Source organism: Streptomyces sp. NPDC051315 (assembly GCF_044455165.1).
In the GTDB taxonomy this organism is placed as follows: domain Bacteria; phylum Actinomycetota; class Actinomycetes; order Streptomycetales; family Streptomycetaceae; genus Streptomyces.
In genome coordinates, this window is sequence record NZ_JBITEN010000003.1 from 479102 (window position 1) to 502329 (window position 23228).

Genomic DNA, 23228 nt, shown 5'->3' on the forward strand with positions numbered 1-23228 from the left:
GATGAGTGACGCCTCCACGACCGGCGCCTCCACCGGCGACGCACGCGAGAACCTCACCTACGAGCAGTTCGGCACCGCCGTCCGTGAGCTCGCCCAGATCATCGCCGACGACGGCTACGAGCCCGACATCGTGCTCACCATCGCCCGCGGCGGCGTCTTCGTCGCCGGCGGGCTGGCGTACGCCCTCGACTGCAAGAACATCCACCTGGTGAACGTGGAGTTCTACACGGGCGTCGGGACCACGCTCGAGATGCCCGTCATGCTCGCCCCCGTCCCCAACCTGATCGACTTCTCCGACAAGAAGGTCCTGATCACCGACGACGTCGCCGACACGGGCAAGACGCTCAAGCTGGTGCGCGACTTCTGCCTCGACACCGTCGCCGAGGTGCGCAGCGCCGTGATCTACGAGAAGTCCCACTCGCTCGTGAAGTGCGAGTACGTGTGGAAGCGGACCGACGACTGGATCAACTTTCCCTGGAGCGTCCTGCCTCCGGTACGCAAGTTCGGCGAGCCCATCACCCCGTCCAAGGAAGCTCTCTGACCTGCGGATTTCTCGCAGTCTCTGCTGTGCGGACGAAATGAGGGGCCCCGGGTCCCGGGGCCTCTCGTCCTGCAGGGAGTGAGCCGGCTTGGCACCACGGCGGTCGCTGAGGACTCCGAAACCGTCCCTTCGGGCGAGGTCCTCTCCTTCGCGCGGCCGATCTGTTCGGCCGCACGCCGCCCGGATCCCCATGACCGTCTCTCCTGCGTGGCACCACCGGCGTCCTGCTCCTGACCGGCATGGGCTGTCAGGGTGGACCTGCACGCACCTGCTGTGCCACCAGGGACTTCACGCGGGTGAAGGAAGATCCTGGAGCGGTGATCCGCCTCAGATACTGCGCGTTCCTCACGCTTGTGCTGGTTCTCCTGTCAGCACCGATCGGCACGGATGACGCGTACGCGCATGAGGCCCATCAGGCAGCGGATGACTGCCGAGTCGATCAACTCCGTGACGTCAAAGTCAGGGCCTCGGCGAAGTTCGATCACAATGGACGTGATTACAGCATACTGACCAGCCGTATGGAAGTGACCATTCCGCCTGGTTGGGTCCGCGCTCCGGATCTGCTTCTGGGCACTCATGCGTCTCGCTATCGCCAAGCACTGCGTTGCCTTTTGGGGAAAGTCGAGCAGAAGGACTTCTTCGACTTCGAGTGGCGCCTGAAGCCCCTCACGGTGGAGGCCGCCCAACAGGGGACTGTGGTTCATTACGAGGCTGTGGTGTGGGTGCAGGGGCTCGAGACGTACGGTGTGGGCCCCTGGGAACTGGACACAGAAAAGCCGGTGTGGAAACTGCGCTTGCTCCCACCACGGAATCTGGTGGGGGCGACGTGGGAGGAAGTGCATGTCGACCTGGGCGGCCCCGGAGCGAATTGGGTCAGCCCACCTCCTGCCATCGGCGAAGAGGGCACCGTACTGAGGTGGCACAACAGGAAGCCGGTCGCAAGTATCGGGCTCGGATTCCACCCGCCCATGCCGCAGAGGTGGGCTGCGATCACCCTGTCCCTTGACGAACCCTGGGAGGCGCTGGGCGCCTACAGCGGTTCAGGGGCAGCCTGGTACGTCGCGACAGGTGTTGGCGTGCTCGTCGTGGCCGGACGACTGCGCCGAGGTCGCGGGCAACGACCGACCGATGACGAAGAAGGAGCACTGAGGACACTTCGCTCGTGGGGGGTGTTGCAGACATTCATCGGACTGCTTGTGTACATGGGCGACAATGTCCTGTACTTTTTGAGCGATGAATTCCTCTGGAAGTACGGCTACGGGACGACCGTAGCTCTTGTTTCGCTCATTGTGGTCGCGGCCCTCCTGTGCTTCTTCGGTAGGCTGAACAGGACTCTGCTGATCACCTTTTGCGCCCTCATGCTGTCCATCGCCGCGGTTTCCATCGCCTCTGAAGTCTCTGAGTTCTCATTGCTGCCCACGAGTGATAGACCGATGTCCCCCGTCGGCCTCTGGTTGACATTGGTTGCCTATGCGGTAGTGGTCTTCGTTTTCTGGGTGGGTGCGTTCTTTGCGGGCCAGCGAGCTTTGCTGATGAACGGCGGGAGGTTGCCCCTGTGGGCTGTGCTTTCTGTCTCCGCCGGGCTGTCGGCGCTGACTCTCCTGTGGGCATTCATCGCATTTTGGCGCGACTGGGATCATCTCACTTGGCTTGTCGACACCGCCTGGACGAACTACGAGGATAAATGGCTTGAACGCTACGACTTGTGGTGGTGGTGGTTTCCTGACAGTTCACTCTCTCTTCTCTGGGACTGTGTTGCGCTCGTCTTGACGCCTCTGGTGCTCGTGGGAGCACTCCGTGTCTGCAGGGCCGAACAGCATGAGGCAGGATCGTTCACCCCCAGCGAGGCGGAGAGATTCCTCTTCGTAGTGTTTTTCGCCTTTGTCGTCCTTCCTGGATATGGCTATTACTTCGGCATCTCGGGATCTGTTCTTGCTTCGCTTTTCGGTATGTTCGTGGTGTGGGTGCTGCTTTATTTCGCGCGTTCCAGGTCCGTACTGGAACGGCCTTATGTGGACAACCTCCCCCTGGGGCGAGTCATTTCACGGACCGAACGGTCGGACCTCTTGCGTCTGGCGCGTCACTATCGAGAGCTCCAGGAACAGCTTCATCACCTCCGTGCCGGTAGTCCGGCCGAAAACACGTCGGCGCACGAAGCGATCGAGCGGGAAATCGATCGTCTGGACCAGTGCCTTCCGGAAGGGGTCAGGCCCGTCGACGTGGCCTTCGCTTGCGGCCCGATGGCCACATGGTGGGGGAACGCTTGTAGATGCGCGATGATCGCGTGCCTGTTCGGTATCCCCGCGACCGGCCTGATGTACTGGGTCGACCTCATCGGCAGTGATACATGGATTCCACTCACGCGGAGCGACGTAGGCTTTCTTTCCATTTTGTTCACCGTTGTGTACTGGCATGTGATCTGGGTGAGTGGGGGATTCTTTATGGGGGCGTTGTGGCGTGATCTTCCCGGCCGCCACGGACCGACGAAAGCGTTGTGTGTCGCTGTCGCGTTCGCCATTCCAGTCATTGCTCACCAGATCATCGCCGAACTCGTCGGTCAGAGCGTGGCGGGTGTGACCGGCTCCGTCGCCGCCTTCGCCTCGGTGATGACATTCACTGGCCTGGTCATGGACGTGCAGACGTTTCAGAGCGAACGACGCTACTGGCCGAGCAGCGCCAGCCTGGTCATGTACGTCTATCGGATGCGCTTCGCCTCGATCGGATTTTTCCTGGCGCAGATCGTGGCGCTCGCCACGATCTGGAAAGCCTTCAGGGAAGGTGGCCCGACGGCGCCGCCCCCGGGCCGCTGACTCGTGACAGGCCGACGCGTCGCTCGTCGTGCGGCGGAGATCCCCTACGCGGGCCGGGCGGGTTCTCGACGTCTGGGCGGGAGCGGGATACAGGAAGGGGCTCCCCGAGTGGTTCGGGGAGCCCCTTCCTTGTCCACAGCTGTGGATCAGAACGTGCCCAGCTTCACGATCGACAGCAGCGCCACCAGCTGGATCGCCGAGGCGCCCAGCGCCTTGGGCCACGGCAGGTCGTGGGAGCGGGTGACCATGAGGGTGAGGAGGGCGCCGGCCGCGACCCAGGTGGCCCAGCCCAGGATCTGGACGAACGACGCGTCGCCGCCGAGGAACATCGCGAAGATCAGGCGGGGGGTGTCCGTGAGGGACATGATCAGCATGGAGAGGCCGACCGTGGGCTGCCAGGCACCGTCGCCGCCGAGCTGACGGGCCAGGGTGTGGGTGACCACGCCCAGGATGAAGGAGCTCAGCACCATCGCGACGGCGGTCGTCAGGACGATCGGGATCGCGTTGGAGAGCGTCGCGTTGATCGCGTCCTCGCGCGTGTCGTCGAAGCCGAACACGGCGAGCAGGCCGTAGAGGAAGGTGACGGCGAGGGCGGGACCCCACATCGTGTAGTCCCGCATCTGGAGGAAGGTCTGGTGGGGCGAGAGGACGACGCCCTTCAGCAGCTCCTTCCAGTGCAGGCGCGGGCCGATCGGGCCGGACGGGGCCGTGGAGCCGGCGTGGTAGGTCTCGCCCTGGCTGTACTGCTGGTGGTCGTCGATCGAGAACGCCTGCGTGTGACCCGGGTTGTTCGCGGCGTACGGGTCGGGGGCGCCCGGCCCGGGGGCGTACGGGTCGTCGCCGCCGAAGTACTCCGGCTCACCGCCGTACCCGCCGCCCTGGCCGCCGCCGTTCGTCCCGGGCCACTGGCCGCCGCCGCTGCCGCCGCCGTACGGGGGCTGCTGGCCGCCGCGGTACTGCGGCCGCTGCTGCGGGTACGGCTGCTGCGCCGGCGGGTAGCCGTACGCCGGTCCCTGGGGCGTCTGCTGCCCGTACGGAGGGTCTTGGGGTCGCGCTTGCGGGGCGCGGCCGTCCCGGCCGCCACGTCCGATCCTGAATCCAGCCACGTCATCGAACGTACCTGGTCCCGCCAAGTGACGTGCGGGGCCCGGCCCTACGGAGGCGGCTTTGCGGCCGACCTGTGACATCCCCTAAGGGGAGACCCGCACAGACCCGTACGACCGGACTCGTACGACAGGACCCCTAGGACCAGACTCCTACGTCCGCACTCGTACGTCCGCCCTCGGACGAGCGACCTGCGCGGCCGACCCGTGCGGCCAACCGGTACGACCGACCGCACGACCCACCTCCACGACCAACCCGTACGACCACCCCCACCCGGACCTCCCCGTACGCCGACGCCCCCCTGTCCCGCGCAACACGCGGGGGACAGGGGGGCGTCGGCAACGCACCGGCGAGGTGCCGTCCGGGCCGGTCACTTGACCGGCTGCGGCTCCGGCTCGCTCTCGGACTCCGACGTGCCCGCCGGGGGCTCGTCGTCGACCGGGGTCTTGACCGACTCCAGGAGGAGCTGGGCGACGTCCACGACCTGGATGGACTCCTTGGCCTTGCCGTCGTTCTTCTTGCCGTTCACCGAGTCGGTGAGCATGACGAGGCAGAACGGGCAGGCGGTGGAGACGATGTCCGGGTTGAGGGACAGGGCCTCGTCGACGCGCTCGTTGTTGATGCGCTTGCCGATCCGCTCCTCCATCCACATGCGGGCACCACCGGCGCCGCAGCAGAAGCCGCGCTCCTTGTGGCGGTGCATCTCCTCGTTCCGCAGGCCCGGGACGTTGGCGATGATCTCGCGCGGGGGCGTGTAGATCTTGTTGTGGCGGCCCAGGTAGCAGGGGTCGTGGTACGTGATGATGCCCTCGACCGGGGTCACCGGGATGAGCTTGCCCTCGTCCACCAGGTGCTGGAGCAGCTGGGTGTGGTGGATGACCTCGTAGTCGCCGCCGAGCTGCGGGTACTCGTTGCCGATCGTGTTGAGGCAGTGCGGGCAGGTGGCGACGATCTTCTTCGCCGACTTCGGCTTCTTCGACTCGGGCGTGACGTTGCCCTCGTCGTCCGTCTCCTCGCCGAACGCCATGTTCAGAGCCATGACGTTCTCCATGCCGAGCTCCTGGAAGAGGGGCTCGTTGCCGAGGCGGCGGGCGGAGTCACCGGTGCACTTCTCGTCGCCGCCCATGATCGCGAACTTGACGCCCGCGATGTGCAGCAGCTCGGCGAAGGCCTTGGTGGTCTTCTTGGCGCGGTCCTCGAGGGCGCCGGCGCAGCCGACCCAGTACAGGTACTCGACCTCGGAGAGGTCCTCGATGTCCTTGCCGACGACCGGGACCTCGAAGTCGACCTCCTTGGTCCACTCCAGGCGCTGCTTCTTCGCCAGGCCCCAGGGGTTGCCCTTCTTCTCCAGGTTCTTGAGCATCGTGCCCGCCTCGGACGGGAACGACGACTCGATCATGACCTGGTAGCGGCGCATGTCGACGATGTGGTCGACGTGCTCGATGTCGACCGGGCACTGCTCGACGCAGGCGCCGCAGGTGGTGCAGGACCACAGGACGTCCGGGTCGATGACGCCGTTCTCCTCGGCGGTGCCGATCAGCGGGCGCTCGGCCTCGGCGAGAGCCGTGGCGGGCACGTCCTTGAGCTGCTCCTCGGAGGCCTTCTCCTCGCCCTCCATCGTCTTGCCGCCGCCGGCCAGCAGGTAGGGGGCCTTGGCGTGGGCGTGGTCCCGCAGGGACATGATCAGGAGCTTGGGGGAGAGCGGCTTGCCGGTGTTCCAGGCGGGGCACTGCGACTGGCAGCGGCCGCACTCGGTGCAGGTGGAGAAGTCCAGCAGGCCCTTCCAGGAGAACTGCTCGACCTGGGAGACGCCGAAGACGTCGTCGTCACCGGGGTCGGTGAAGTCGATCGGCTTGCCGCCGGAGGTCATCGGCTGGAGGCCGCCGAGGGCGGTCCCACCGGTCGCGTTGCGCTTGAACCAGATGTTCGGGAACGCCAGGAAGCGGTGCCAGGCGACACCCATGTTGGTGTTCAGGCTGACCGTGATCATCCAGATCATGGTCGTGCCCAGCTTGATCATCGCGAAGAGGTAGACCAGGTTCTGCAGCGTGGCCACGCTCAGGCCGTCGAAGGCCAGGATCAGCGGGTACGAGGCGAAGTACGCGGCCTCGTAGTGCTCCACGTGGTGCAGCGCGCCCTCGAGGCCGCGCAGCACGTAGATGGCCAGGCCGATGGTGAGGATGACGTACTCGACGAAGTACGCCTGGCCCATCTTGGAGCCGGCGAAGCGGGACTTGCGGCCGGGGCGCGAGGGCAGGTTCAGCAGACGGATGACCATCAGCGTGGCGATGCCGAGGGTGGTCATCGCGGCGATGAACTCGATGTACAGCTCGTACGGCAGGAAGCCGCCGATGACGGGCAGCGTCCAGTCGGCCTGGAACAGCTGGCCGTACGCGGTGATGATCGTCGGCGGCAGCGTGAGGAAGCCGATCGCGACGAACCAGTGGGCGACACCGACGATCCCCCAGCGGTTCATGCGCGTATGGCCGAGGAACTCGCGGACCAGTGTCACGCTGCGCTGGTAGGGGTTGTCGGTCCGGGTTCCCGCCGGGACCGGCTGGCCCAGCTTGAAGTACCGGACGAACTGGCCGATGGCGCGGGCGAGCAGGGCGACGCCGACCACGGTCAGGGCCAGCGACACGATGATCGCGGCGAGTTGCATGGGGGCTCCTCGGGCCTGCGAGGGGTTTCGTCGGGGGTCCTTCGACGGGTTCCCCGAAATTACTAAGCGGTAACTTATGCAGTCCGTCTGAGACTACCCTCATCTTCCGTCGCACTGTAGCCAGGCGTGCGGTGATCTGCGTCGCTGAGGGTTGCCTCAGGAGGCTGCCGGGGGGCGCCCCGGCGGGCCGCTCGGGACCGCTGCGGAATCCGTTCGTGTTATTCGTACCAAATTGGTACATTCATGACTAATTTATGTCCGTGCTCTACGGGATCGCCGCTGCCACCTCCGCCCTGTTCCTCGCCGCCGTCCTCGCCGCGCTGCTGCGCGTACCCGCCCTGCGCGTCGGGCTGATCGACCGGCGCCAGCGACAGCGACGGGTGGCCCTGTCGGGGGGTGTGGCCGTCGTACTGGCGACGTGTCTCGTCGCGGTCGTCGGGAACTGGACGGGCATCGCCCCGCTCGGGGACGGCATGGGCGCGCTGCTCGCCGCGGGCGGCGGGCTCGCCGCACTCGGGCTGATCGCGGACGTGTGGCGGCTCAAGACGCGGTTCCTGGTCGCCGGTACGGCCGTGGCGGCGGCCTGCGTGGTGCCGTACGGCGACACCGGTGTCGCCGCCGGCGTCGTGGCCGTCGGCTGGATCACCTGTGTCGCGCTCGCCTTCCGGTCCCTCGACCACGCCGACGGCGTGGCCGGCACGGTGGCGGTCGTCACCGCCTTCGGCGCGGCCGTGTGCGCGGCGGCCGAGGTGATGGACGGGCTCGCGGTGCTGCTGAGCGTGCTCGCCGCCGCGCTGACCGGGTTCCTGATGCACAACTGGCCTCCCGCGCGCGTGGCGCTCGGCGGCTGCGGCGCGCTGTTCGCCGGTTTCCTGCTCGCCGTCGCGGCGGTGACCTTCCGCGCGGGACAGGACGCGGCGGCCGGCGCGGGCGTGCTGTTCGCGCTCACCGCGGTCGCCACCGCCGACGCCGCCCTCGTCCTGCTGGCGCGCCGCGCCGCCGGACGCCCGCTGCGGCGGCGCGCCCCCGACCATCTCGCCCACCGGCTGAGGCGGCTCGGGCTCACGCCGCAGGGGGTGACGGTCGTCGTCGGTGCCGCGGCCTTCGCGGGGGTGCTCGTCGGGGCGTTGGTGCACACCGGCTGGGCGGGCGCGCACGCCGCGCTCTGGGTGGCGGGCGGCGTCCTGGTCGTCGTCCTCGGGCTGTGGCGGGTGCCGGTGTACGCGCGCCCCGGGGAGGGTGCCGTGCGGGGCCGGAACCGCGCCCGGCGTCAACACGTCTCCGTGGTGCAACCCCCCAGGCGGTCGGCCGAATCCCCGGTGCGAACACCGCGCCGTATGGCGTCCTCGCAGGTCAGCGGGTCCTTGCGTGTAAGGAACGGATAAGAGTTGAGTCCGGCCGACTCAGGTCTGTTGACCGGGCGGTGAGCCTCGTGCACACTTGAGTCCGTTCCACTCAAGTCAGCTGGAGGAAGATCACCATGGCACGTGCGGTCGGCATCGACCTGGGCACGACTAACTCCGTCGTCAGCGTTCTGGAGGGCGGCGAGCCCACCGTCATCACCAACGCCGAGGGCGCCAGGACCACGCCGTCCGTCGTCGCCTTCGCCAAGAACGGCGAGGTGCTGGTCGGCGAGGTCGCCAAGCGTCAGGCGGTCACCAACGTGGACCGGACCATCCGTTCCGTGAAGCGTCACATGGGCACCGACTGGAAGATCCAGCTGGACGGGAAGGACTTCAACCCGCAGCAGATCTCCGCCTTCATCCTGCAGAAGCTGAAGCGGGACGCCGAGGCCTACCTGGGCGAGAAGGTGACCGACGCGGTCATCACCGTCCCCGCCTACTTCAACGACTCCGAGCGCCAGGCGACGAAGGAAGCCGGTGAGATCGCCGGTCTCAACGTGCTCCGCATCGTCAACGAGCCCACCGCGGCCGCGCTCGCCTACGGCCTCGACAAGGACGACCAGACGATCCTCGTCTTCGACCTCGGTGGCGGCACCTTCGACGTGTCCCTCCTGGAGATCGGTGACGGCGTCGTCGAGGTGAAGGCCACCAACGGTGACAACCACCTCGGTGGTGACGACTGGGACCAGCGCGTCGTCGACTACCTGGTCAAGCAGTTCCAGAGCGGCCACGGCGTGGACCTCTCCAAGGACAAGATGGCGCTCCAGCGTCTGCGTGAGGCCGCCGAGAAGGCGAAGATCGAGCTCTCCTCGTCCACCGAGACCTCGATCAACCTGCCCTACATCACCGCCTCCGCCGAGGGCCCGCTGCACCTGGACGAGAAGCTCACCCGCGCCCAGTTCCAGCAGCTCACCGCGGACCTGCTCGAGCGCTGCAAGACCCCGTTCTTCAACGTCATGAAGGACGCCGGCGTCTCCATCAACGAGATCGACCACGTCGTCCTCGTCGGTGGCTCCACCCGTATGCCCGCCGTCGCCGAGCTCGTCAAGGAGCTGACCGGCGGCAAGGAGGCCAACAAGGGTGTGAACCCGGACGAGGTCGTCGCCATCGGCGCCTCGCTCCAGGCCGGTGTCCTCAAGGGTGAGGTCAAGGACGTCCTGCTCCTCGACGTGACCCCGCTGTCCCTCGGCATCGAGACCAAGGGCGGCATCATGACCAAGCTGATCGAGCGCAACACCACGATCCCGACCAAGCGCTCCGAGATCTTCACCACGGCCGAGGACAACCAGCCGTCCGTGCAGATCCAGGTCTACCAGGGCGAGCGCGAGATCGCGGCGTACAACAAGAAGCTCGGGATGTTCGAGCTGACCGGTCTGCCGCCGGCGCCGCGCGGCGTCCCGCAGATCGAGGTCTCCTTCGACATCGACGCCAACGGCATCATGCACGTGACCGCGAAGGACCTGGGCACGGGCAAGGAGCAGAAGATGACCGTCACCGGCGGCTCCTCGCTGCCGAAGGACGAGGTCGACCGCATGCGCCAGGAGGCCGAGCAGTACGCGGAGGAGGACCACCGCCGCCGCGAGGCCGCCGAGGCCCGCAACCAGGGCGAGCAGCTGGTCTACCAGACCGAGAAGTTCCTCAAGGACAACGAGGACAAGGTCCCCGGCGAGGTCAAGACCGAGGTCGAGGAAGCCGTCGCCGAGCTGAAGGAGAAGCTCAAGGGCGAGGACACGGCCGAGATCCGCACCGCCACCGAGAAGGTCGCCGCCGTCTCGCAGAAGCTGGGCCAGGCCATGTACGCCGACGCCCAGGCCGCGCAGGCCGCGGGCGGTCCCGAGGGTGCCGCCGCCGGTGGGAAGGCCGCCGACGACGACGTCGTCGACGCCGAGATCGTGGACGACGAGCGCAAGGACGGTGCCGCGTGACGGAGGAGACCCCGGGCTTCGAGGAGAAGCCCGACGTCCCCTCCGGCGCCACCCCCGACGACGCCGAGCCGAAGGCCGCCCCCTCCCCGGAGGAGGGCGCGGCCCCGGCCGGGGACGTGAACGCACAGATCACCGGTCTGACGGCCCAGCTGGACCAGACCCGCACCGCGCTCGGTGAGCGCACCGCGGACCTCCAGCGCCTGCAGGCCGAGTACCAGAACTACCGCCGCCGGGTCGAGCGCGACCGGATCGCGGTCAAGGAGATCGCCATCGCGAACCTCCTGACCGAGCTCCTGCCCGTGCTCGACGACATCGGCCGCGCGCGGGAACACGGCGAACTCGTCGGCGGATTCAAGTCCGTCGCCGAGTCGCTGGAGACCGTCGCGGCGAAGATGGGTCTGCAGCAGTTCGGCAAGGAGGGCGAGCCCTTCGACCCGACGATCCACGAGGCCCTGATGCACAGCTACGCGCCGGACGTCACCGAGACGACGTGCGTGGCGATTCTGCAGCCCGGGTACCGGATCGGCGAGCGCACCATCCGCCCCGCGCGGGTGGCGGTGGCCGAACCCCAGCCGGGGGCCCAGACGGTCAAGCCGGCCGAGGAGAGCGACACGGCGGCCGACGACAAGGAGAGCGGTGGCCCGGACGAGGGCTGAGCTTGAATCGATGAGAGAGGAGGGACGTCGAGGATGAGCACCAAGGACTTCATCGAGAAGGACTACTACAAGGTCCTCGGCGTCCCCAAGGACGCCACCGAGGCCGAGATCAAGAAGGCGTACCGGAAGCTCGCCCGCGAGTACCACCCGGACGCCAACAAGGGCAACGCCAAGGCCGAGGAGCGCTTCAAGGAGATCTCCGAGGCGAACGACGTGCTCGGCGACCCCAAGAAGCGCAAGGAGTACGACGAGGCACGCGCCCTCTTCGGCAACGGCGGCTTCCGCCCGGGGCCGGGCGCGGGCGGCGGCTCCTTCAACTTCGACCTGGGCGACCTCTTCGGAGGCGCCCAGGGCGGCGGGGGAGCCGGCGGCTTCGGCGGCGGACTCGGTGACGTCTTCGGGGGCCTGTTCAACCGCGGCGGTCCCACGGGCGCGCGCACCCAGCCCCGGCGGGGCCAGGACATCGAGTCCGAGGTCACGCTGAGCTTCACGGAGGCCATCGAGGGCGCGACCGTTCCGCTGCGCATGTCCTCGCAGTCCCCGTGCAAGGCCTGTTCGGGCACCGGCGACAAGAACGGCACACCGCGCGTGTGCCCCACCTGCGTCGGCACCGGCCAGGTGGCGCGGGGCTCCGGTGGAGGCTTCTCCCTCACCGACCCCTGCCCGGACTGCAAGGGCCGCGGACTGATCGCCGAGCACCCCTGCATGGAGTGCAAGGGCAGCGGCCGGGCCAAGTCCTCCCGCACGATGCAGGTCCGCATCCCCGCGGGCGTCACCGACGGGCAGCGGATCCGGCTGCGCGGCAAGGGCGCCCCCGGTGAACGCGGCGGACCGGCCGGCGACCTGTACGTCGTCGTCCACGTCGGCGCGCACCCGGTCTTCGGCCGCAAGGACGACAACCTCACCGTCACCGTGCCCGTCACCTTCGCGGAGGCCGCACTGGGCGGGGAGGTCAGGGTGCCCACCCTCGGCGGCCCGGCCCTGACGCTGAAACTGCCGCCCGGCACCCCCAACGGCCGCACCATGCGCGCACGGGGCAAGGGCGCGGTCCGCAAGGACGGCACCCGCGGCGACCTGCTGGTCACCGTGGAGGTGAGTGTTCCGAAGGACCTGTCGGGGAAGGCTCGTGACGCACTGGAGGCGTATCGCGAGGCGACCGCGGGTGAGGACCCGCGGGCGGAGCTGTTCGAGGCCGCGAAGGGAGCTTGAGGGTGATGGACGGCCGTCGGCGTAACCCGTATGAACTGACCGAGGAGACCCCGGTCTACGTCATCTCGGTGGCGGCCCAGCTCTCCGGCCTCCACCCGCAGACGCTGCGCCAGTACGACCGTCTGGGTCTGGTGTCCCCGGACCGCACCGCGGGCCGGGGCCGGCGCTACTCGGCCCGCGACATCGAACTGCTGCGCACCGTCCAGCAGTTGTCGCAGGACGAGGGCATCAACCTGGCCGGCATCAAGCGGATCATCGAGCTGGAGAACCAGGTCGCCGCGCTCCAGTCCCGCGTCGCGGAACTGGAAGCGGCCCTGGACGGCGCGGCGGCGGCGATGCAGCAGCGCGAGGCCGCCGTGCACGCCTCCTACCGGCGCGACCTGGTGCCGTACCAGGAGGTGCAGCAGACCAGCGCGCTGGTGGTGTGGCGGCCGAAGCGGCAGCAGGCGGAGTAGGGCGGTCTCCGGCCGCGTCAGCGGTAAGGGAAGGGCCCGTCACCCGGTGGGGTGACGGGCCCTTCCGCGTGGGCCGGCCGGGCTAGACCGTGGCGGCGTACAGGCGCCAGCCGGTGGCAGGGACGCCCTCCGAGCCGTCGGCCAGGACCGGGGTGACGCGGTAGAAGTACGTGTCACCGAGCTTGGCGCCCGGGTCCTCGTAGCGGTCGGCGCCGGCGGGGAGCGGGGCCTGGGTCAGGCGGACGTACGCGCCCTGGGCCGGGTCCCAGCGGTCCACGTGGTAGCCCGTCACCTGGGAGCAGTCCGCTCCGGGCGCGCACTTCCAGTACATGGGCATCCACGTGTACTGGGTCCAGCCGCTGATGACGGAGATCGGGCTGCCCTCGGGGGCCGTGACCGGGGGACGCACATCGAGCTCGGTCGCGGCCACATGGGGCACCGAGGGGTCGGTGAGGGGGAGCTGGTTGCCCCAACGGTCGTCGGCCACGGCGGTGAAGACGTAGTCCTCGCCGTCGGGCAGGTTGACGCACAGCTGGGCGGTGTTCCAGATGGAACCGTTGTTGCAGGGGCCGAGCCACTCGGGCTCGCCGTCCTTCATCACGCCGTAGAAGACGTCGTAGGTCGACACGTCCGGCTCGGGGCCGGCGTTCCACTCCACCAGCACGCCGTCCCTGCGGGGCGTGGCCTTCAGCCCGGTCACGGGGGCGGGCGGCACCGCGTCCTCGTTGCGCGCGATCACGGTCGAGCGCGGCGACTCGTTGCCGAACTGGTCGACGGCGGTGACCGCGTAGGCGTAGACGCTGTCGGGGGCCCAGTCGTCGGTGCTCGGGCAGATGGCCTCGTACCACGGGGAGGAGGAGGTGCTGCCGTGGTACCGGATGTCGCAGTCGAGGGGCTGAGCGTCGGGGGCGACCGTGGTGCCGGCGGAGCGGTAGACCCGCAGCGTGCCCTCCTGGGAGAGGTCCGCCTGGGTCGAGGGCGACACCTTCCAGTAGACGTCGACGTCCGACGCCTCGGCCCAGGCCTCGACGTCGAAGGGCGCCTCCGGCGGGGTCCGGTCCACTCCGTCCCCGAGCACCACGGCCGAGGGGGCCGACGGATTGTCCAGCGGGTCCAGGGCCAGGACGCGGTAGTACCGCGGCGCGTTGCACGGGGCGTCGAGGTCCCGGTGCCGCGGGTCCGTGGTGAACTGCAGCAGGGTGAAGGGTCCCGAGGCCTGCGGGGAGTACTCCACCCGGTACCCGGCGGCGCCCGCCACGGGGTTCCAGGCGAGCCTGTTCCCGTAGCAGTCACCGGTGACGGTGAGTCCGGTCGGTGCCGCCGGGCCCGTACGGTCGACGGTGGTGACGGAGACGTCCGCCGAACCGGGCGACACCCGCCCGGCCTTGTCCACGGCGCGGACCTCGTAGGAGTAGCCCTGGCCGGTGGGGGGCGGGGCGTCGGTGAGGGCCGTGCCCGTCAGCAGGGTGCTGTTCACCCGGGACCAGCTGGTGCTTCCCGCGAGCCGCCGGTAGACGTGGTACCCGGCGAGGTCCATCTCGTGGTTCTTCGCCCAGCGCACGTACGCCTTGAGGCCGACGGTGTCGTACGACGTCCAGACGCCCTTCGGTGCCAGCGGGGCCACCGTGTCGACGGTCGCGGACGTCCTCGGCGTGTACGCGAACTTGACGTCGGCGGAGCCCGTCCAGTTGACGTAGTCGATGCGGAGAGTGTGCTTGCCGGAGGGGATGCTGAGGTTGACGGTCTTCGTCACCGTCGTCGAGACGTTCTTCCAGACGTCGACCTTGCGGACGCCGTCGAGGTAGACGCGGATGCCGTCCCGGGCGGCGGCCGTGAACGTGAACGGGCCGCCGGAGCCGAAGTCGCGGGTCACCGCCCAGCGGACGCCGAAGTAGTTCGACGGCACCCCGGTGGCCGGTGCGCCGGTGCCCCAGTTCTCGCTGATCACGGCGTCGCAGCCGGTCTGCTTCGGCGTACCGGAGAACGTGGTGTTGGCGAAGATCTGCCGCGTGTAGGCGGGCGGGACGCAGCCGGCGGCGGAGGCCGGCGCGGCCGTGACGGCGATCAGGCCGCCCGCGGTGGCGAGCACGAGCGCGGTCGCTGCCGCGGCGGTCGTGCGTCTGGCTCGGTTCATTCCGTCCTTCGGTCCTCTTCGGCGACGGCGCAGATCAGCCGTCGCGAAAAGGACCGGTCAGGACGGGGATTGGTTGTACGGGCGCGGGATCGAGCGGGGGGCGGCCGGGTGGCCGGGGTCAGGCGGGCCAGTAGTCGCTCAGCACGCAACCGTCGACGAGGGCCGACTCCGTCCGGTAGCCGCTCGGCGGCGCGAAGTCCGGGTCGCAGCTGAGGAAGACGAGTTCCGAGTTCGACAGGGCCTCGACCTGTTCGTCGCCGACCGGGACGACCGCGATGTTCTCCCCGACGGCGAACTCGTCGCCGGCGGCCTTGGCCGCGGTCTGGAACGTCCTCATGTCCGACACCGTCAGCAGGGCTATGGGGTACGTGAAGTCCTTGCACACGGCGCGCTCCCCGATGCCCCACGAGGCGTCCGCCGCCTCCTGCGAACCCCAGGCGGCGTCCGAGGCGTCGTGGCCGGCGTCGTACGCGTCACCGGTCTCCACCTCCTTGCAGGAGGTGAAGAGGTCGACGTACCGCGCGAGGGTGGCGATGTCCGACGCCTCGGGGAGCGCGCCGTCGAAGCCCTGCTCGGTGGTACCGCCGGCAGTGGAGCTGCCGCCGGTCGTGCCGTCACCCGCGGTGTCACCGCCGGCCGGAGCCGTGGTGCGGGCCCGGTCCGGGGTGGCGGCGGCCTCCGCACCGTTGTCCGTGGTGGTCCCGTCGTCACCGCCGCACCCCGTGACCACCGTCAGGGTGAGGAGGGTGACGCCGACGGTGAGTGCTCGCCCGATGCGCATGGAGTGTCCGTTCCCCGTGATGAAGCATGATCGGGACGACGGTACCGGTCCACGGGGAAACGGCCCGGAGGGAGCGTCACCCTCCGGGCCCGCGAGGGCGGTGACCCACCGTCAGACGCGCGAGCCCCGGCGGCGGACGCCGAACCAGGTGGCCGCGCCGCCCAGTGCGACCAGGACGGCGGCGAGGGCCGCGTACCGGCCCGTGCCGCCGGAACCGGTGGCGGCCAGGGAGCCGCTGGTCGTGGTGGTGGTCGTCGTGGCGGCGGCCGGGGTGGTGGAGGCGGACGCCGGCGGGGTCGCGGAGGCGGGGGCGGACGGGGACTCGGACGGCTCGGTCGACGGGGTGGCCGACGGGGAGCCCGGGGTGGACTTCGCGGGACCGGCCGTCACCTCGGTCGGGATGCCGGTGAAGCCGTAGGTGTCCCCCATGGAGAACAGGGCCTCCAGCGGGACCTCCGTGTCCTTGGTGATGTCGGTGTTCTCGCCCAGCGAGAGGTAGACGTCGATGCTCGCGGTGCCGGAGGCGGCCCCGAAGCCCTTCGGGAGGGCGGGCAGTTCCCACTGGCTCTCGTTGGTCTCCTCCAGCTTCACGATCCTGCCGCCGACCTCGGCCTCCAGGATGAAGTCCGGGTCGCCCGCGCCGTCGCGGAAGCCCTGCGCGGAGATCGTGCGGCGCAGCTCGGCGGGGAACTCGCCGGGGCCGGTGGCGGTCGCGGTCAGCGTCAGGCCGGCGCGCCGGCCCGGGCGGGCGACGACGTTGTCGTCCCGCACCCAGGTCAGGTCCAGCGTGCCGGGCGTGATCTTCGGGTCCGTCGTGAAGACGACGGTGTTGCGGGCCGGGTCGTCGTCGACGTCACCGGCCAGCGCGCCCGCGGTCAGCGTGAAGTCGCCGTCGTTGGTGGGGTAGGTGGCGCCGAGACCGACGGTGACCTTCCAGGTGAACTCGCTCTTCGCGGGGATCGAGAAGCTGGTCGACGCGTCGCCGGAGGCGGGGAAGAACAGGCCCTGCCAGGAGCCGTCCTGCCGCCCGACCCGGGACGTGGTGGCGGGCGCGTCGACCGCGGTGACGTCGAAGACGACCGAGTCCGCGAGCAGCGGGCTCGGGCCGTCCGCCTCGCCGGGCAGCCACGCCGCGAACTCCTGTGCCTTGGCGGAGGAGTTGGTGACCGTCAGCAGCATCGACTCCGTCGCCCCGCCCCGCTTCAGCGGGCCGTCCGGGGTGGGCGCGCCCAGCGTCATCGTCAGCGGGGCGCCGCCGGTCGCCCCGTCGGCGGCGAGGGCGGTCACCGGGGCGAGGACGGTGCCGGCGACGGCGGCGGCGACGGTGGTCGCGGCCAGGGCGCGGAGGCGGCGGGCGGCGACGGGACGGGCGGGCGCGGCGGTCACGGCGGACGCGGACATGGTGGATTCCCCCAGGAATCGCTAGGGGCGCACTGCGGTGACGGTGCCGGAAGTCCGCATCCGTGACGGCGGTGACGCTGAGAGCTGAGAAAGAAGAAGAGGGTGCCCCGCGCGCGGCCGGTTCCTGCGTTCCCCCCGGCGGCCCGCGGTGCACCCATCCTCACCCGGCGTTCATCCTTGATCGACCGTCACTTCGTCACCGCTTCGCAACAGCGCCGGAAGCGGCGACCCCGCAGGTCACGGACGTGTCACGGCCTTTCCGCGCTACGGCGCGGTGGGGGTCGCCGAGACCTCGGAGGACAGCGTCGACTCCAGGCCGGCCGCGTTGACCGTGGTGACGGCGTAGTAGTACGTCGTGCCGTTGGTCAGGCCGGTGTCGGTGAGGTCGGACGCCGTGGTGGAGAGGACCGCCTCGGCGTTCTCCCTGGTGACCCCGGGGGTGGTCGAGCGGTGGACGCGGTACCCGGTGATGCGGGACTCGCCCGGGAGGTCCGGCGCGGTGCCCCAGGTCAGCGTCACCCGGCCGTCGCCGGCGGTGACCTGGTCCACCTGGGTGGGCTGCGGCGGCGGTGTCGCGCTCACCGACGGCAGGACCGCGCTCGAGGCGGCCGAGCGGACGCCGTGGCCGGCCGAGGTGGCGACGACGGCGTAGTAGTAGTCGCGTTCGGTGGCGGGGACGGTGGCCTGGTACTGGGACAGGGGGCCGTCGACGGAGGCGTACGGCATCGCCGTCTCGGAGGTGTCCACGGTGGCCGAGCGGGACCGGTAGACGAGGTAGCCGCCGACCTCGACGTAGCCGTCCTGAGCCCAGTCGAGGACGAGCTGGTCACCGACGATCCTGGCGGTGTTCCAGGTCGGGGTGGCGGGGGCGCTGTTCTGGTCGACGGTGCGGGTGGCGGTCGTCGCCTGCGCCGCCGACTCGTTGCCGGCCGCGTCCACGGCGGCCACGTGGTACGTGTACGGCCGGCCCGGCTCGCCCGTGGTGTCCCGGTAGGTGAGCGTGCCGGTCGTGCCGATCCTGGTCTGGCCGCCGGTGGTGGTGGCCGAGCGGTAGACGACGTAACCGGTCGCGTCCGAGCCGCCGTTCAGCCAGGTCAGGGTCACCCCGCCGACGTCCTGGGCGACGACCTTCAGGTCCTGCGGGGCGCCGGGTGCCACGGTGTCGCGGGTGGCGGTGACGGCCTTCGAGTACGGCGACGGGTTCGCGGCCGCGTCCAGGGCCCGCACCTTGTAGAACACCGGCACGTCGGCCGGGGCGAAGGCGTCGGCGTACGACGTGGAGGGGACGTGCACGATGCTCGTGTACGGGCCGTCGACCGTCTCCGCGCGGGCCACCTCGTACTTGACCGCGGTCGGTACCGGGGCCCAGAACAGGGTGTTGGCCGTCTTCGTCGACGTGGCGGTCACGCCGGTCGGGGCGGTGGGGGCCACCCGGTCGACACTGATGATGCCCCGGTCGGCCGAGCCGGGCGAGACGTTGCCCGCCTTGTCGTAGGCGCGGATCTCGTAGTAGTAGGTCCGGCCGTCGGCCGGCGGGGAGTCGGTGTACGTGTTCGACGTCGTGGTGGTGAGCTTCGTCCAGGTGGAGGAGCCGGCCAGGCGCCGGTAGACGCGGTACCCGGCGAGGTCCATCTCCTTGTTCTTCGCCCAGGTGTACTTCGCCCGGTTGGTGTCGGGGTAGTAGCCGACCCCCACCTCGGTCGGGGCGAGTGGCCTGACCTTGTCGACGGTCGCCGACGTGCGGGGCGCGTAGGCGAACTTGACGTCGGCCCTGCCCGTCCAGTTCACGTAGTCGATCCGCAGGGTGTGCTTGCCGGCGGGGACGGTGAGGTTGAGCGTCCGGGAGACCGTGGCGGAGACGTTTCGCCACAGGTCGATCCTGCGGACGCCGTCGACGTAGACCCGGATGCCGTCCTGGCTGGAGGCGGTGAGGGCGAAGGGGCCGCCGGAGCCGAAGTCCCGCGTCACCGTCCAGCGGACACCGAAGTGGTTGGACGGCAGCCCGGCGGCCGGGGCGCCCGTGCCCCAGTTCTGGTCGATCGCGGAGTCGCAGTCGGTCCTCTTCGGCCCGCCGGAGAAGGTGGTGTTGGCGAACATCTGCCGCTGGTAGACCGGCGAGACGCAACTGGCGGCGGCCGAGGCGGGTGTGGCGGCCACGGTGACCGTGGTGAGCAGACCGCCGGTCGTGGCGAGCACGACGGCCGTCGAGAGTCTGGCTGGCTTCATACGGTCCATGAGGTCCCCCGCTCGAGTGGAAACGGCGAAATCGGCCGTCGGGAGATCGACTCACGAGTGACCGGGTTGGTTGTGCGGTTGTTCGCCTTCCCGTGAAGTCCGGTGCGGTGGAGGGACCGTAAAGAGTGTCCGGAGAGGTTTCCGCTCCGTCTCCATGCGTCTTCACACGCTGAGCGGAGTGCGATGTTGTTACTTCGTTAAGTAGTTCGGCTTGACGTCGGCGGTCGCCGACGCGTTGTCTTTTCAGACACCTGGGTCAACATGTCGCACCCATGTCCGAAACGCACCTGAAGTGAGCCCCCGAATGCGTCGTCGTACCGCCATGGCCGTGGCCGTCTCCACGCTGTCCCTCTCGCTCGCGGGATGCGGGATGCTGAGCGCGACGGAGGACGCCGGTGAAGCGACGCCGACCAAGACCAACGACATCACCGTCGGTGTGCTGATGCCGGAGAAGACGAACACCCGGTACGAGGAGTTCGACTACCCCATCATCCGGGACAAGGTCGCCTCGCTCACCCAGAACAAGGGCAGGACCGAGTACGCCAACGCGGACGCCGACTCGGACACCCAGGTGACCCAGATGGAGCGCATGATCGACGAGAAGGTCGACATCATCCTGCTGGACGCCGTCGACGCGCACGCCATCGTGGACACCGTGCGCAAGGCCAAGGACGCGGGCATCCCCGTCATCGCCTACGACCGCCTGGCCGAGGGCCCGATCGACGCCTACGTCTCCTTCGACAACGAGCTGGTCGGCGAGGTGCAGGGGCGCACCCTGGTGGAGGCGCTGGGCGACGTCGACACCTCCGACAAGATCGTCATGATGAACGGCTCTCCGACCGACCCGAACGCCAAGCAGTTCAAGGACGGCGCGCTGTCGGAGCTGAAGGACCGGGTGACCATCTCCGCCTCCTACGACACCAAGGCGTGGAGCCCGGAGGCCGCCCAGGCCAACATGACCGAGGCGATCAACGAGATCGGCAAGAACAACATCGCGGCCGTCTACTCCGCCAACGACGCCATGGCGAGCGGCATCATCAAGGCCCTGGAGGCCGCGGGTGTCAGCAAGCTGCCGCCGATCACCGGCCAGGACGCGGAGTTGTCGGCGGTGCAGCGGATCGTCAGCGGCGAGCAGTACATGAGCGTGTACAAGCCCTACCCGCAGCTGGCGGAGGCCGCCGCCGAGATGGCCGTCGCCAGGGTCCAGGGACGTGACATCCAGTTCGACGCCCTCACCCGCGACACGGTCGACAGCCCCACCGACAAGGACATCCCGGCCCAGCTGATCACGGTGGTCGCCCTGACCAAGAGCAACATCGAGAGCACCGTCATCGCGGACGGCATCTACAAGGTCTCCGACATCTGCACCGCCAAGTACGCGGCGGACTGCAAGGCGATCGACCTGGAGTGATCCGGCACCCGGCGGGCCGGGACGTCGACGGGAGGGGTACGCGACACCGCGTACCCCTCGTGTCGTTCGCGGGGGACGCGCGGTGTGCCTGCCGGGAAGTCCACGCTCCGTCTCGGCCATGGTCCCGCTTGCGGGGGACGCGCGGTGTGCCTGCCGGGGCGTCCACGCTCCGTCTCGGCCATGGTCCCGCTCGCGGGCGGGCGCCTGCCGCCGGAGGCGGGCGTCGCCCCGTGACCGCCGTGGGACGGCCCGAGCGGGGTAGGGATGTCGGAGAGCGCGCCGAGGCGGACCCGGGCTGTCCGCGGGCCCGCCACCGTCAGCTTGTTGCAGTGCGAGGGGCGGAGGCCGGGAGATACCCGTACGGATGGGCGGTTTTCCTCGGTGGCGGCGGACGGAGCCGTGTTGCGGAGCCGGTCCGGGGCCGCGCATAGTTGCGCTGCGGAAGAGGCGGACAGCGGGGGTGGGATGGGCGATGGCCGGGCACGGGACGGAGGAGCATCCTCACGGTGCTGACCGACTGTGCGAGGCCGGGGATCGCGTGTATTCCCGGGCCGTACGGCGGGGCCGTGTGCCGCGCCGGGACGCCGAGCCGGTGCCCTGCCTGTTGGACCTCGCCCTGCTCCACCCGGACCCCGACGACATGGACTGGCTGGTGCCGACCTCCCCGCAGGAGGTCATGACCCGGCTGCTGCGCGGACTGTACGACGAGGTCAGCGCGAGCCAGCGGCGGATGGGTTCGGCGGTGGCCGCCTTCGAGTGGTACGCGGGCCTGGGCGGGCCGGCCCCGGCGGCCGGGGAAGGGGCGGCGATCCGCGTCCTGGACGGTGCCGCCCGCATCCAGGCGGCCCTGGACCAGGCGACGGAGGCCTGTACGACGGAGGTGCTGACGGTCCAGCCGGGCGGTATCCGGCGCGAGCACGAGCTCTCCGAGGGCCTGCACCGGGCGCTGGCGCTGCGCGGGCGGGGCGTGCGCATGCGGGACCTGTACAACCATGTCGCCCGGCACGGCCAGGGACTGCTGAACTACCTTGAGCTGATGGGCGACGCGGTCGAGGCGCGGACCCTGGACGAGGTCATCGACCGGCTGATGCTCTTCGACCGCACGGTCGCCTTCATCCCCGCGAACGCCGACCGCACGATGGCGCTGGAGCTGCGCCACCCGGCCCTGATCGCCTACCTGGTCACCGTCTTCGAACGGCTCTGGCGGCTGGCGATCCCGCTGACCGCGCCGCTGCCCGAGACCCGCATCGAGGGCATCTCGCACCGGGAGCAGTCCATCGCGGCGCTGCTGGCGGAGGGACACCAGGACGCGGTGATCGCGGAACGCCTGGGCATCAGCGTCCGTACCTGCCGGGCGCACATCGCCCGTCTGTCGGAGACGCTCGGCGCGGCCAGCCGTACGCAGCTGGGCGTACGGATCGCCCAGGTGGGCCTGGACGGGCCGCTGCCCGGGGTGGCGGCTCCCGTCATCCTTCCCGGTCGAGGATCCCGGACCGTCCGATGAGGTAGCCGAGTTGGGCGCGGCTCACGCTGCCGAGGGTGGCGGCCAGCTTGGCGATGTGGACGCGGGCGGTGCGCACGTTCATGCCGAGGCGGTCGGCGATCACGGCGTCGGTGTGGCCCTCGACGAGGAGGGCGGCGATCGCGCGCTGGCGGGGGGTGACGCCGTTGAGGCTGGGCCGGCGGACGGTCTCCGGGTACATCGGTGTCGCCAGGCGCCAGGGGCGGTCGAAGGTGGTGGCGAAGTAGCCGATGAGGGCGGGGTGGCGGACCTCCAGGGCCAGGGTGCGGTCCTTGCTGGCCGGGATGAAGGCGACCGCGCGGTCGACGATGACGAGGCGTTCGGTGATCTCGTCGAGGGTGCGGGCCTCCACGTCGCCCCGCAGCCGCTCGTAGCGGGCCTGGACCGTGGGGATGTGGCGCGTGGTGTGCTGGTACAGGGTGCGGATGCGGCCGCCGCGGTCGAGGAAGGCCTGGTCGCGGTCGAGGGCCTCGGCGTGGACCTCGGGCAGCGGGCCCACGTGGCCGGCGTGGGGCTGGATGGTGAACAGCTCGCCGCAGGCCTCGGTCATGGTCCGCGTGATGACCTGGTTGATCCGGCCGAGCCCGCTGATCAGACGGAGTTCGGAGGCGTCCGCCGGATCGGCTCCCGGTACGGCCAGCGCGAGGAGCGGTTCGAAGGCCTCCGCCAGCCAGGTCTCGCGGCGACGGCGGCGGGCGATGTCGTCGGCGATGGTGCGCAGCAGCCGGGGCAGGGCGACGGCCGGGGCCAGGGGGCGCAGCCGGTGGGGGCGTCGTGCTCCGGCCGCAGGAGCCCGGTGTCGACCAGGCAGGGGTGCGACTCCGCCTCCCGCGCCGGGAGGTGGCCCGACCGCAGGGCGCGCGCATAGAGCTCCAGGGCCGCCTCGCAGGGCCCGTCCGGTCCATGGTCGTGCGCTACGGCGGTCACGCGTGGCCCTCTCCTCGGGGGGTCGGTGCTCCCGGGGCGCTGCTCCCGGTCG

Annotated in this window: 15 protein-coding genes and 1 pseudogene; 9 read left to right on the top strand and 7 right to left on the bottom strand. The window is 69.8% G+C overall.

Annotation, left to right across the window (positions count from 1 at the left end; all coding sequences use genetic code 11):
* The first annotated feature begins 1 nt into the window (after position 1).
* Together ACIBBD_RS08580 and ACIBBD_RS08585 are read left to right on the top strand one after the other, a co-directional pair.
* On the top strand, positions 2 to 541 hold the full coding sequence (locus ACIBBD_RS08580) for a phosphoribosyltransferase (protein ID WP_399418540.1): 540 nt from the start codon (positions 2 to 4) through the stop codon (positions 539 to 541).
* 296 nt (positions 542 to 837) lie between these two features.
* Positions 838 to 3351 (top strand): DUF6185 family protein, encoded by a 2514-nt coding sequence (locus ACIBBD_RS08585; protein WP_399418541.1) that lies wholly within the window; start codon positions 838 to 840, stop codon positions 3349 to 3351.
* Between the two features lie 146 nt (positions 3352 to 3497).
* Here ACIBBD_RS08585 and ACIBBD_RS08590 read toward each other — a convergent pair whose 3' ends face one another.
* Both ACIBBD_RS08590 and ACIBBD_RS08595 read right to left on the bottom strand, forming a co-directional pair.
* Positions 3498 to 4538, bottom strand: coding sequence for a Yip1 family protein (locus tag ACIBBD_RS08590; RefSeq protein WP_399418543.1), 1041 nt, complete (start codon positions 4536 to 4538; stop codon positions 3498 to 3500).
* Between the two features lie 287 nt (positions 4539 to 4825).
* Positions 4826 to 7117: a (Fe-S)-binding protein gene (locus ACIBBD_RS08595; RefSeq protein WP_399418544.1), complete on the bottom strand. Its 2292-nt coding sequence runs from the start codon at positions 7115 to 7117 to the stop codon at positions 4826 to 4828.
* 260 nt (positions 7118 to 7377) lie between these two features.
* Here ACIBBD_RS08595 and ACIBBD_RS08600 point away from each other — a divergent pair, with 260 nt between their 5' ends.
* The 5 genes from ACIBBD_RS08600 to ACIBBD_RS08620 all read left to right on the top strand — a co-directional run bounded on the left by ACIBBD_RS08600 (position 7378) and on the right by ACIBBD_RS08620 (position 12765).
* Positions 7378 to 8502 carry an MraY family glycosyltransferase gene (locus tag ACIBBD_RS08600; protein ID WP_399418678.1) on the top strand — a complete coding sequence of 375 codons (1125 nt, stop codon included), beginning with the start codon at positions 7378 to 7380 and terminating at the stop codon, positions 8500 to 8502.
* Positions 8503 to 8597: 95 nt separating this feature from the next.
* Complete coding sequence (gene dnaK, locus ACIBBD_RS08605; RefSeq protein WP_399418545.1) at positions 8598 to 10445, top strand: molecular chaperone DnaK; 1848 nt, start codon at positions 8598 to 8600, stop codon at positions 10443 to 10445.
* Complete coding sequence (gene grpE / locus ACIBBD_RS08610) at positions 10442 to 11101, top strand: nucleotide exchange factor GrpE (RefSeq protein ID WP_399418546.1); 660 nt, start codon at positions 10442 to 10444, stop codon at positions 11099 to 11101. Before dnaK ends, grpE begins: the two co-directional genes overlap by 4 nt.
* Positions 11102 to 11134: 33 nt before the next feature.
* Positions 11135 to 12310 (top strand): molecular chaperone DnaJ, encoded by a 1176-nt coding sequence (dnaJ, locus tag ACIBBD_RS08615; protein ID WP_399418547.1) that lies wholly within the window; start codon positions 11135 to 11137, stop codon positions 12308 to 12310.
* A gap of 5 nt (positions 12311 to 12315) precedes the next feature.
* Positions 12316 to 12765: a heat shock protein transcriptional repressor HspR gene (locus ACIBBD_RS08620; RefSeq protein ID WP_399418548.1), complete on the top strand. Its 450-nt coding sequence runs from the start codon at positions 12316 to 12318 to the stop codon at positions 12763 to 12765.
* Positions 12766 to 12847: 82 nt separating this feature from the next.
* Here ACIBBD_RS08620 and ACIBBD_RS08625 read toward each other — a convergent pair whose 3' ends face one another.
* The 4 genes from ACIBBD_RS08625 to ACIBBD_RS08640 all read right to left on the bottom strand — a co-directional run bounded on the left by ACIBBD_RS08625 (position 12848) and on the right by ACIBBD_RS08640 (position 19307).
* A complete protein-coding gene (locus ACIBBD_RS08625) occupies positions 12848 to 14899 on the bottom strand; it encodes a fibronectin type III domain-containing protein (protein ID WP_399418549.1) in 2052 nt (683 codons plus the stop codon).
* 118 nt (positions 14900 to 15017) lie between these two features.
* A complete protein-coding gene (locus ACIBBD_RS08630) occupies positions 15018 to 15680 on the bottom strand; it encodes a hypothetical protein (RefSeq protein WP_399418550.1) in 663 nt (220 codons plus the stop codon).
* Positions 15681 to 15791: 111 nt separating this feature from the next.
* Positions 15792 to 17081, bottom strand: a complete 1290-nt coding sequence (locus tag ACIBBD_RS08635; RefSeq protein ID WP_399418551.1) for a hypothetical protein — start codon at positions 17079 to 17081, stop codon at positions 15792 to 15794.
* A gap of 264 nt (positions 17082 to 17345) precedes the next feature.
* Positions 17346 to 19307, bottom strand: a complete 1962-nt coding sequence (locus ACIBBD_RS08640) for a fibronectin type III domain-containing protein (protein ID WP_399418552.1) — start codon at positions 19305 to 19307, stop codon at positions 17346 to 17348.
* A 313-nt stretch (positions 19308 to 19620) separates the two neighbouring features.
* Here ACIBBD_RS08640 and ACIBBD_RS08645 point away from each other — a divergent pair, with 313 nt between their 5' ends.
* Both ACIBBD_RS08645 and ACIBBD_RS08650 read left to right on the top strand, forming a co-directional pair.
* Positions 19621 to 20727, top strand: coding sequence for a sugar ABC transporter substrate-binding protein (locus ACIBBD_RS08645; RefSeq protein ID WP_399418553.1), 1107 nt, complete (start codon positions 19621 to 19623; stop codon positions 20725 to 20727).
* Positions 20728 to 21199: 472 nt separating this feature from the next.
* Positions 21200 to 22231: a LuxR C-terminal-related transcriptional regulator gene (locus ACIBBD_RS08650; RefSeq protein WP_399418554.1), complete on the top strand. Its 1032-nt coding sequence runs from the start codon at positions 21200 to 21202 to the stop codon at positions 22229 to 22231.
* Here ACIBBD_RS08650 and ACIBBD_RS08655 read toward each other — a convergent pair.
* Positions 22194 to 23176, bottom strand: a pseudogene (locus ACIBBD_RS08655) (helix-turn-helix transcriptional regulator). The gene ACIBBD_RS08650 and the pseudogene ACIBBD_RS08655 overlap by 38 nt on opposite strands.
* Positions 23177 to 23228 lie beyond the last annotated feature (52 nt).

Excerpts from the sequence above, each read along its gene's own strand:
- dnaJ (WP_399418547.1), top strand. The coding sequence starts at position 11,135 with ATGAGCACCAAGGACTTCATCGAGAAGGACTACTACAAGGTCCTCGGC.
- ACIBBD_RS08590 (WP_399418543.1), bottom strand. The coding sequence starts at position 4,538 with ATGTCACAGGTCGGCCGCAAAGCCGCCTCCGTAGGGCCGGGCCCCGCA.
- ACIBBD_RS08625 (WP_399418549.1), bottom strand. The coding sequence starts at position 14,899 with ATGAACCGAGCCAGACGCACGACCGCCGCGGCAGCGACCGCGCTCGTG.
- ACIBBD_RS08630 (WP_399418550.1), bottom strand. The coding sequence starts at position 15,680 with ATGCGCATCGGGCGAGCACTCACCGTCGGCGTCACCCTCCTCACCCTG.
- ACIBBD_RS08645 (WP_399418553.1), top strand. The coding sequence starts at position 19,621 with ATGCGTCGTCGTACCGCCATGGCCGTGGCCGTCTCCACGCTGTCCCTC.
- ACIBBD_RS08580 (WP_399418540.1), top strand. The coding sequence starts at position 2 with ATGAGTGACGCCTCCACGACCGGCGCCTCCACCGGCGACGCACGCGAG.
- ACIBBD_RS08640 (WP_399418552.1), bottom strand. The coding sequence starts at position 19,307 with ATGAAGCCAGCCAGACTCTCGACGGCCGTCGTGCTCGCCACGACCGGC.
- ACIBBD_RS08595 (WP_399418544.1), bottom strand. The coding sequence starts at position 7,117 with ATGCAACTCGCCGCGATCATCGTGTCGCTGGCCCTGACCGTGGTCGGC.
- ACIBBD_RS08620 (WP_399418548.1), top strand. The coding sequence starts at position 12,316 with ATGGACGGCCGTCGGCGTAACCCGTATGAACTGACCGAGGAGACCCCG.
- dnaK (WP_399418545.1), top strand. The coding sequence starts at position 8,598 with ATGGCACGTGCGGTCGGCATCGACCTGGGCACGACTAACTCCGTCGTC.
- ACIBBD_RS08635 (WP_399418551.1), bottom strand. The coding sequence starts at position 17,081 with ATGTCCGCGTCCGCCGTGACCGCCGCGCCCGCCCGTCCCGTCGCCGCC.
- ACIBBD_RS08650 (WP_399418554.1), top strand. The coding sequence starts at position 21,200 with ATGGCCGGGCACGGGACGGAGGAGCATCCTCACGGTGCTGACCGACTG.